This is a genomic window from uncultured Nostoc sp. (assembly GCF_964245445.1).
Taxonomy (GTDB): domain Bacteria; phylum Cyanobacteriota; class Cyanobacteriia; order Cyanobacteriales; family Nostocaceae; genus Nostoc.
In genome coordinates this window covers 4,696-8,737 of record NZ_CAXTNE010000312.1, presented here as the reverse complement: position 1 = coordinate 8,737, position 4,042 = coordinate 4,696, and the positions used below count along the sequence as shown (strand labels likewise).

At 40.3% G+C, this 4,042-nt stretch carries 9 protein-coding genes; 3 read left to right on the top strand and 6 right to left on the bottom strand.

Annotated elements, in window-relative coordinates; genetic code table 11:
* Positions 1-37: 37 nt before the first annotated feature.
* The 3 genes from ACFE90_RS32890 to ACFE90_RS32880 form a co-directional block, all read right to left on the bottom strand.
* Entirely contained in the window at positions 38-202 is a 165-nt protein-coding gene (locus tag ACFE90_RS32890; RefSeq protein WP_375506501.1) for a tetratricopeptide repeat protein, read from the bottom strand.
* On the bottom strand, positions 177-761 hold the full coding sequence (locus tag ACFE90_RS32885; protein ID WP_375506500.1) for an NB-ARC domain-containing protein: 585 nt from the start codon (positions 759-761) through the stop codon (positions 177-179). The genes ACFE90_RS32890 and ACFE90_RS32885 overlap by 26 nt, the downstream gene beginning before the upstream one ends.
* A gap of 75 nt (positions 762-836) precedes the next feature.
* Positions 837-1,115: a hypothetical protein gene (locus tag ACFE90_RS32880; RefSeq protein ID WP_375506499.1), complete on the bottom strand. Its 279-nt coding sequence runs from the start codon at positions 1,113-1,115 to the stop codon at positions 837-839.
* A gap of 363 nt (positions 1,116-1,478) precedes the next feature.
* Here ACFE90_RS32880 and ACFE90_RS32875 point away from each other — a divergent pair, with 363 nt between their 5' ends.
* The 3 genes from ACFE90_RS32875 (at position 1,479) to ACFE90_RS32865 (ending at position 2,866) form a co-directional block, all read left to right on the top strand.
* Positions 1,479-1,706, top strand: coding sequence for a hypothetical protein (locus ACFE90_RS32875; protein ID WP_375506498.1), 228 nt, complete (start codon positions 1,479-1,481; stop codon positions 1,704-1,706).
* On the top strand, positions 1,703-1,975 hold the full coding sequence (locus tag ACFE90_RS32870) for a type II toxin-antitoxin system RelE/ParE family toxin (RefSeq protein WP_375506497.1): 273 nt from the start codon (positions 1,703-1,705) through the stop codon (positions 1,973-1,975). Before ACFE90_RS32875 ends, ACFE90_RS32870 begins: the two co-directional genes overlap by 4 nt.
* Positions 1,976-2,173: 198 nt before the next feature.
* Positions 2,174-2,866 carry a PD-(D/E)XK nuclease family protein gene (locus tag ACFE90_RS32865; RefSeq protein ID WP_375506496.1) on the top strand — a complete coding sequence of 231 codons (693 nt, stop codon included), beginning with the start codon at positions 2,174-2,176 and terminating at the stop codon, positions 2,864-2,866.
* Between the two features lie 221 nt (positions 2,867-3,087).
* Here the strand turns inward: ACFE90_RS32865 and ACFE90_RS32860 are convergent, their stop codons facing one another.
* The 3 genes from ACFE90_RS32860 to ACFE90_RS32850 form a co-directional block, all read right to left on the bottom strand.
* The gene (locus ACFE90_RS32860; RefSeq protein WP_375506495.1) at positions 3,088-3,537 is read right to left on the bottom strand and encodes a type II toxin-antitoxin system VapC family toxin; all 450 of its coding nucleotides are present in this window, start codon (positions 3,535-3,537) and stop codon (positions 3,088-3,090) included.
* Entirely contained in the window at positions 3,524-3,760 is a 237-nt protein-coding gene (locus ACFE90_RS32855; protein ID WP_335107967.1) for a hypothetical protein, read from the bottom strand. The genes ACFE90_RS32860 and ACFE90_RS32855 overlap by 14 nt, the downstream gene beginning before the upstream one ends.
* 94 nt (positions 3,761-3,854) lie before the next feature.
* Positions 3,855-4,042: hypothetical protein (locus ACFE90_RS32850; protein ID WP_375506494.1), on the bottom strand; the 188-nt coding region annotated here is incomplete at its 5' end.

Sequence of the window (4,042 nt, the reverse complement as noted above, 5' to 3'; positions counted from 1 at the left end):
CCCTCCTTGTTGAGAAGTAGATTACCATACTTTTTTATTAGTGGGATAGTTTCACGCCTAACCGACGTTCACGAATCTCGAAAGCTTGCAAAAAGAGGGATTCGGCTTCTTTGTAATTACCTTGCTTAAAATAGTTTAACCCCAAATTGTTGAGGCTATCAGCAACATCAGGATGCTCATATCCCAGTAGGCGTTGCCTCATTGCTAAGGCTTGGCAATGTAGAAGTGAGTTTTTTTGCTGCTGTTGCTGATTCCTCTGTTACCTTTTCCCTCACCCAGAGTTGTAAAAGTTCCACGGCTGCGGACTCACCCAAAACATTTAAAGTAAAGGACTGGAGAAGGTCTAACTGTAATCGCGTCGTAATCAGCACTTTAAAACGGGGTAGTTGCGGTGGTAGATATGTCTCAACCTTAGAGTAATCATTGAGATCATCAAGCACTACCAGTACATCACCTTCACGCCATTGCTGCCAGCAGTATTTCACTTGACTGGGTAAGTCTACATCCAGATATTGTGGTGGGTTTAAGTCAAGGTGAGTTCTGGCAAACTGCACAATTTGAATGCTTACATCTTCAGCCCTTGCCAGCAACCAGCAAATTCCACCCTTGTAAATTTCACGATGAGCCATTGCATATTGTAAGGCCAATTCTGTTTTACCCAGTCCACCCATGCCAGCGATCGCAGCAATTGCTATCTGATTATTTTGCTGCAACATCTGGTGGAGGGTTTGCAATTCAGCTTCACGCCCAACAAACGCCACCACCCCTGAGTGGGGTAAATTTTGCGGTGTTTCAGTAGAGGGATTTAAATTTACCTGTTCCCCAGGCGACTGTAGTCAGAAGTTACCACCAATGATAATATTTCCCTGAAAGACATTTTTAATAGAGTCAGCTAATTTTGTAGAATTGATGACGGTTGCTGGTTGCGAGTTTAGGCCATTCGCTAACGCCTGGACTTTCGGCGCTAGTTGAGGATCAGCATTTGCGGCTGCTTCAACTTCTCGCACTGATTGAGCAATTTCGGTATCTGCGTCTGCTGCTGCTTTTAACTCCAGTACTGCTTTGCCATAATCTAACGGCTGCTGTGGATTTTGCTGTGTTGCATCCGCTAGCAAGGGTAACTTATTTTTATTATGTAGCTGTTCGATTAACTCACGACTTTTGTCTAATGCAGCTTCCCCAAGCTTTTCGCCAGTTTTTTCTAGAGCTTTAGTTAAAACTATAGTAGCGATGTCTACGACGGGCTACGCCTACGCAGTTGCAACTGCTGTTAATGTTACAGGCTCCATATTTTACCCATCAATTACGAAATAACACTGTGAAATATTTTACTTTAGTGCATTTTATCTGAGAAAAGATAATATAAAATTATTAAGATTTATCTAAGAAGGCGGGTTTTATCGCGTTTTTCTCTTGAGTAAATCTCACAAATACATTTACTAAAGCCATACTATATTCATTAACGCTAAAGTCATAGTATGACAACTAAAATCACAACCCAAATGCAAGCTGATAAATACCCTTTTGCTCAAGAACTGATTACTGATAAGGAAGGTAATATCCGCAAAGTAGTCATGGATTTTGATGACTATCTACGCTTGCTAGAAGCTATTGAGGATGAAGGGCTTATTTTAGCAATGAAGGCAGTAGAACATGAAACACCTCTGAATATTGATGAAGCATTAGCACAACTAGAACAAGAGTGATTACTCAATATCTACCCAGCTTTATCAAGGATATCAAAGCTCTGAAAAGTACACCTTACTATGAGACTATTAGAACCCTTGCTTTTGAAGAAATACCAGAAATATTAACCTTTGAAGAAATTACTAACCTCAAAAAACTTCAGGGTTATGAAAATGCTTATCACATCCGCGTCGGTGATTATCGTTTTGGAGTTATTTTTGATGGAGAAACAGTCTTATTTCAGCGAGTACTACACCGGAAAGATATTTATCGTTATTTTCCCAAATAAAACCATTTTAAATGATTTGGCGAATAAAATTCGCGCTCATACAAACATAGATGCTTTGCGGCTTACCGTAGAATAGTCTACCCACGCGGACTAATAAAAATTAAAGTTTTAAAACCTGCAAAAGCAAGTTTTCCCTGTGTGGAAGATGAACTGAAATTTCTAATTGCCACTTTCTTAATTACGAACTACGAATTAATAATGCAATTTGATACCCAACTGCTACCACGCATTAATGCCACAGCCAAAAGAGAAAATGGTAAACAATATTATGTAGATGCCAAGGGAAATCGCTTTCCCAGTGTTACTACAATACTTAATGCCACTAAATCACAAGCAGACCGAGACAGATTATTAAACTGGAAAGCGCGTGTTGGTACAGAAGAAGCTACCCGCATTACTACATCTGCTAGTCGTCGGGGAACCCAAACACACAAACAAATTGAGCGCTATCTCCTTGGTCAAAACCCTGTTTGTTCCGAAGCGAGTCGCCCTTATTGGGAGAGTATCAAGCCAGTTTTAGAACAAATCGACACAGTTCGACTCGTGGAAGGCTCTGTTTTTCATCATGATTTGAGCTATTCTGGCAAAGTTGATTGTATTGCTAGCTATCAAGGTATTCCCTGTATTTGCGAGTGGAAAACAGCAGACAAACCCAAAGGTTCAATTGAGCATTTATATGAACATCCACTGCAACTTACGGCGTACATAGGAGCAGCTAACGAGTATTATCGAGATTATGGCATTCAGCTAAAGCACGCTCTCTTGGTAGTAGCGATTCCAGAAATGCCAGCTGAGGTATTTTGGTTTGAATCAGCAGTTATTAAAGATTACTGGCAACAGTGGGAAAAAAGAGTCGCTGAATATTGGGAACGCAGAAGTGTTTGGGGTTAGTCAATAGGATTGCATAATTACCGAAAGACTGCATTTCGTAACGTGAAATAAATTTTCACGAGTAGTAACAATAAGCAATCTAACTTACGCGATATGCAACCTATTCTTGGAACCCCGCTTCCATTCCTCTCCCCGAAAGGTCGAGAGGCTTTGATTCTTGCTCCCCTTCCCTACAAGGGAAAGGGTTGGGGGTTAGGTTTGAGATAAAGTCGCACACGGCGTTAACCTTGTAATGGCAAGACACTAATTAATCCAGAAAATCTGGCAAAATCACTTGTGTTGTGAGTGAGTAACTGAGGAATGCCATAAACTAACATCGTGGCGACAATATTTGCATCATGAACTTGCTTACCACCGCTAGGAATTTCCTCCATGAGTGTTAGTAACCTTTCTGTCACTGGCAAATTATCTTCAACCAAGCGAAAATAACTAGCAAAATACCGTACATCTGCCACTAAAGATGTAATAGGAATATTCCCGGTTAAGTCGCCTCGTCTTGTCATTGCTGCCAAATACTCTCTCAAAGTTTGGCGACTAATCCATAAATCAATACCTTGTTCTGTAAGCGCTTGCAGTCGTTCTGTCGCTTGTATATGAAATGGCGACAAGGCTAAATTTGCATAAACTAAAATATTCGTATCGATGAAGACAGAGTTATTAGTCGTTTGCATAAAGGTCTTCTCTGCGGAAAGTTAAACTTTCCGAGACTAATCCGACAGGATAGGCGGAAAATTTGAGAGGCGCTTTCTTTTCTTTCTTCTCCGTTTCCTCAGTTAAAAGCTTTTCATCAATTACTATTACCACTTGATGCTCACCCTCTGCAATATCCAATGGTAACTGCGCTGTGATTTTACCATCTTTTGTAACTGTGGCAATTGTTTCTATAGTTTTCATCGTATTTCTATTAGATTAATACATCACTACTTGGTGAAAGGGAGATTCGGACACATTTGCATACACTAAAATGTTCGTGTCCAGAAACACAGAGTTAGCGACCCCAATCACCATACATATCCTCACGTCTTAAAGAAAGATTTTCAGGCCAAGGGCCATAATTATGCACAGGAAAGTTTAGAGGAGGTCGCTTTTCTTTCTTCTCTACTTTCTCTGCCAAAGGCTTCTCATCAATTACTATTACTACCTGATGTTCACCCTCTAGAATATCCAATGGTAATT